3 protein-coding genes and 2 pseudogenes are annotated in these 4873 nt (G+C 69.6%); all 5 read left to right on the top strand.

Annotated elements, in window-relative coordinates; genetic code table 11:
• A pseudogene (locus IE273_RS42850) lies at positions 1-68 on the top strand (ATP-binding protein); the annotation flags it as partial.
• 399 nt (positions 69-467) lie between these two features.
• Positions 468-3710: a sensor histidine kinase gene (locus tag IE273_RS42845; RefSeq protein ID WP_189820517.1), complete on the top strand. Its 3243-nt coding sequence runs from the start codon at positions 468-470 to the stop codon at positions 3708-3710.
• A 10-nt stretch (positions 3711-3720) separates the two neighbouring features.
• On the top strand, positions 3721-4134 hold the full coding sequence (locus IE273_RS42840) for a roadblock/LC7 domain-containing protein (protein ID WP_004983065.1): 414 nt from the start codon (positions 3721-3723) through the stop codon (positions 4132-4134).
• 94 nt (positions 4135-4228) lie between these two features.
• Positions 4229-4798, top strand: a complete 570-nt coding sequence (locus IE273_RS42835) for a DUF742 domain-containing protein (protein WP_189820516.1) — start codon at positions 4229-4231, stop codon at positions 4796-4798.
• Positions 4779-4873, top strand: a pseudogene (locus IE273_RS42830) (ATP-binding protein); the annotation flags it as partial. The gene IE273_RS42835 and the pseudogene IE273_RS42830, both read left to right, overlap by 20 nt.

Raw genomic sequence — 4873 nt, 5'->3', positions numbered from 1 at the left:
ACCGCGCGGACGCCAAGAGCGCGCTGATCACCCTGGTGGAACACGCCCTGATGGCACGGCTGAAGTAGCACTCAAGTACGACGGTCCGTACGGCAGTTGCCGTACGGGGTTCGGAGCCGACTGTGGCCTTTGACACGGTCGGCTCCGGTGTTCATAACAGTTCGGCAGAGGAATCGCCCCGGCATCACCACGCGACGCGGTCGTGTGGTGCCGCTGTGCGCACGAACGCCCCGCCTTTTGGCGGGGCTCGCTCTTTATGACCGTTTTATCTGGCGCTTACAACCGCCTCATCACCGGGTTCCCACTGTTTGGAAGTGCACTGGTCCACGTGCTGGAATGCCTGAACTGCCCAATGGTCAATGACGTACTGAGTACGTACCGAGTACGCACTGGTGGTCGATGGCGAACCGGGCTCTGAGAGACTGCGGCACGACGTAGGTGCCGACCGCCGAGAGGTTGTTGGTCGAGTGAGGCGAAGCAAGAACGGTCCCGAGCCGTCGGCGCGGGGCAACTTCACCCCGCCGCCGCGCGCTGCGGCGCCCACCCCCGTTCCCGCTGCGGAACCGGCGGCCACTCCCGCGCCCAGCGGCGGTCGTCTCTCCCCACGCAACTGGCGGGTGCCTACCCGGCTGAACGCGATCCTGCTCATACCCGTGGCCGTCGGCCTCGTCATGGGCGGCTTCCAGGTGAAGAGCTCGATCGACACCTGGCAGCAGGCCCGCGACGCCGAGAACACCGCCCGTCTCGTGCGCGCCGCCCTCACCTACGCCGACGCGCTGGAGAGCGAGCGCGACGTCACCGCCGCACCGCTGCTGCTGAACAAGAAGGACGCCGGCAGCAAGGCGGTCGTCGACAACGCCCGCAAGGCCACGGACCAGGCCGCCGACGCCTTCGACGAGGCGACCAAGAGCATGCCCGCCACGTCGGGTCTGCAACGCCGGCTGAAGCTGTTCCGCGAGGCCGAGCCCAAGCTGGCGCAGCTGCGGCAGATCGCCTTCACCTCCAAGGTGACCGGTGTACAGACCGAAGAGGGCTACGTCGAGGTCAGCCACCCCCTGATGGAGTTCGCCAACGAACTCGGTCTGGGCACCGGGAACATCACCTCCTACGGCCGTACCGTCTACGCCATCTCGCTGACCAAGGCGGCGCTGTCGCTGGAGCGGTCGATCGGCACCCACCTGCTGGTCAAGCCCGGCCCGGACGCCCCGAACCTCGCGACCCAGCGGGTCTCCCTGTCCTCGTACGCCTACCTGGAGCGCATCGCCCGGGAGGAGTACCTCGGCGGTGGCACCGAGGCCGACGCGCAGAAGCTGAGCGACGCCGAACAGAAGATCAAGACGGACGCCGCCGCCATGGTCCAGAAGGCCAAGGCGAGCAACCCGCAGTACGTCGCCCCGCCCTCCGACCCGACCCGGATCGTCACCGCGGTCGCCACCATGAAGGACACCAGCACCGCCACCCGCGACGAGCTGGCCGCGGGCGGCATCACCGCCGACAACTGGTGGGCGCTCAACACGCTGAAGTACAAGGCCTACCGCCAGATCGAGTCGGACATGGCCGACAAGGCGGTGAACGAGGCCTCGTCCATCGCCGGTGACGCCAGGACCTCGGCGTTCATCACCGGTGCCGTGGTCGTCGTCGCCCTGCTGGCCGCGTTCCTCCTCGCCGGCCTGGTGGCCCGCCAGATGAGCCGCTCGATGCGCCAGCTGCGCAACGCCGCCTTCGGCATCGCCGAGCAGCGGCTGCCGATGCTGGTCGACCAGCTCTCCCGCACCGACCCCGGCCGGGTCGACACCCGGGTCCCGCCGATCCCGATCACCACCAAGGACGAGATCGGCGAGGTCGCCCGCGCCTTCGACCAGGTCCACCGCGAGGCGGTCCGGCTCGCCTCCGAGCAGGCCCTGCTGCGGGGCAACATCAACGCGATCTTCACCAACCTCTCGCGCCGCAACCAGTCGCTGATCGAGGGCCAGCTCACCCTGATCACCGACCTGGAGAACAACGAGGCCGACCCGGACCAGCTGGAGAACCTCTTCAAGCTGGACCATCTGGCCACCCGTATGCGCCGCAACGGCGAGAACCTCCTGGTCCTCGCCGGCGAGGAGCCCGGCCGCCGCTGGGACCAGCCCGTGCCGCTCATCGACGTGCTGCGCGCCGCCTCCTCCGAGGTGGAGCAGTACGAGCGCATCGAACTGTCGGGCGTGCCGGAGGCCGAGATCCACGGCCGCGCGGTCACCGACCTCGTGCACCTGCTGGCCGAGCTGCTGGAGAACGCCACCACGTTCTCCTCCCCGCAGACCAAGGTCCGCGTCACGGCGACCCGGCTGCCCGACGGCCGTGTGATGATCGAGATCCACGACAAGGGCATCGGCCTGACCGCCGAGGACTTCGCGGACATCAACCACAAGCTGGCCAACCCGCCGACCGTGGACGCCGCGATCTCGCAGCGCATGGGCCTGTTCGTGGTCGGCCGGCTGTCCGACCGGCACGGCATCCGGGTCCAGCTGCGCCCCTCGGGTGAGCAGGCCGGCACGACGTCCCTGGTCATGCTGCCGGACGCGATCACGCACGGCGGTGGCGGCGAAGCCCCGCTGGACCGCGAGGAGTTCACCGTCTCGCAGATCATCCCGGAGCAGCAGTTCCAGGGTGAGAACTTCGGCCAGCAGCAGCCGCCGCTGCGCACCGCCGCCGAACTGGGCTTCGACGACAGCCAGTACCCGCAGGTCCCCGACGACATCCGCGACCTGGACCCCGTGGGCCGCTCGCTGATGCGCGAGGAGCGCCGCGCCGCCCTGGAGACCCAGAACCACGGCCAGCAGCCCGCCGAACCGCGGCAGGAGGCGGCCGAGGCCCCCGCCGGGTACACGGACCCGTTCACCGGGCAGCACCAGGCGTACCAGGAACAGCAGCAGGCGTACGAGGCTCCGTCGTACGAGGAGCAGCCGCGGCAGACGTACGAGGAGCAGCAGCCGCAGCACGCGTCGTACGAGCAGCAGTACGAGCAGCGCTACGACGGGCAGTACTACGCGCCGAGCGGCGAGGCACCGCAGCACGACGGCTTCTCCGCCGGCGGTGGCTACCCGGAGCCCGCGTCCGCGTATCCGGAGCCTGCCCCGACCTCGTCCTACCAGGACGACTGGCCCCAGCAGGACGGCTACCAGAACGGCTATCCGGCCCAGTACGCTCCGGAAACGGAATCCTCGCAGGCCGCTGACGCGAGTGAGCGGAACCGCGTAGGCTTCGACCGTCCGGGAACGGCATCTCCCGCCGCGCACGCGCTGACCGACGCCGGGCTGCCCCGCCGCGGGGGTCCCGCGAGCGGCTCCCACGGTGCCGGCTCCGCGAACGGCACGGCCCGCGTGCAGCAGGAAGCGCCGGCTCCCGCACCGGGGAACGCTCCGGGGACGGGCGGCCAGAGCGACTGGCGTTCGGCGAACGACGAGCGGTGGCAGCAGGCCGCGCAGCTCCGGAAGCCCAAGGCAGGCGGGGTCACCGCCTCGGGCCTGCCTCGGCGGGTGCCCAAGGCCAATCTGGTCGAGGGTTCCGCCGAAACCACCCCCCAGGGAGGCCCACAGGTCTCCCGCGCCCCGGAGGACGTCCGGGGCAGGCTGAGCAACCTGCGCCGGGGCGTCCAGCGCGGACGCAGCGCAGGCAGTGAAACGAACGGCCAGGGCTTCGGTCCTGACAGCACCTACAACCAGGAGCGTTAGTGTGAGCCCGATGAGCCAGGCGGCACAGAACCTGAACTGGTTGATCACCAACTTCGTGGACAACACCCCGGGGGTGTCCCACACGGTGGTGGTCTCCGCCGACGGACTCCTTCTGGCGATGTCCGAAGGCTTTCCCCGCGACCGCGCCGACCAGCTCGCGGCCGTCGCCTCCGGTCTGACGTCTCTGACGGCAGGCGCCTCCCGGATCTTCGAGGGAGGCAGCGTGAATCAGACGGTTGTGGAGATGGAGCGGGGATTCCTCTTCATCATGTCCATCTCCGATGGTTCCTCGCTCGCGGTCCTGGCCCACCCGGAGGCGGACATCGGCCTCATCGGGTACGAGATGGCCCTTCTGGTGGACCGCGCGGGCACGGTCCTTACCCCGGATCTCCGTGCGGAACTCCAGGGAAGCCTTCTCAACTGATAATCGGACGGTGCGTATTCACGTCCCGGGGCCGTAAGGTTTCGGGACGCGGTTCCCCAGGGATGGGTGCCCGGCACAGTCGGAGGAGGAGAAAGTGGCAACACCCCCAGACAGTTCGTCTTCGGGCAACTGGTCGTACGGCCCTGTCCAGGGCCAGGGCGACGGCTCGGCGAACCCGTACAACTTCCCCTCCGCTCCCAGCCACCGGCAGCCGTACGCCCCGCAGGGTCCGGGCCCGTCGCCGTACGACCAGCCTCCGGCGCCGCGCATCCAGCCGGTCCAGCCGCAGCGCCGCCCCGAGCCGGCACCGGCCTCGGCGTCCAACAACCCCTTGGTGCGTCCGTACGCCATGACCGGCGGCCGGACCCGCCCGCGCTACCAGCTCGCCATCGAGGCGCTGGTGCACACCACCGCAGCTCCGCACCAGATGCAGGGCCAGTTGCCCGAGCATCAGCGGATCTGCAACCTGTGCCGGGAGATCAAGTCGGTGGCCGAGATCTCGGCCCTGCTGACGATCCCCCTCGGCGTGGCCAGGATTCTCGTCGCCGACTTGGCGGAGGCGGGCCTGGTCGCCATCCATCAGCCCGGCGGCGACGAGAACGCCGGCGGCCAGCCAGACGTGACACTGCTCGAAAGGGTGCTCAGTGGACTTCGCAAGCTCTAGCGGCGGTCCTTCCCGCTCCACCACCTCCGCGAAGATCGTGGTGGCGGGCGGCTTCGGCGTGGGCAAGACCACGTT

This window comes from Streptomyces olivaceoviridis (assembly GCF_014650115.1).
Lineage (GTDB): Bacteria > Actinomycetota > Actinomycetes > Streptomycetales > Streptomycetaceae > Streptomyces > Streptomyces olivaceoviridis.
Note: the sequence above shows the minus strand (reverse complement) of the source record. Positions and strands in the feature narration are given on the sequence as shown.

Excerpts from the sequence above, each read along its gene's own strand:
- IE273_RS42840 (WP_004983065.1), top strand. The coding sequence starts at position 3,721 with ATGAGCCAGGCGGCACAGAACCTGAACTGGTTGATCACCAACTTCGTG.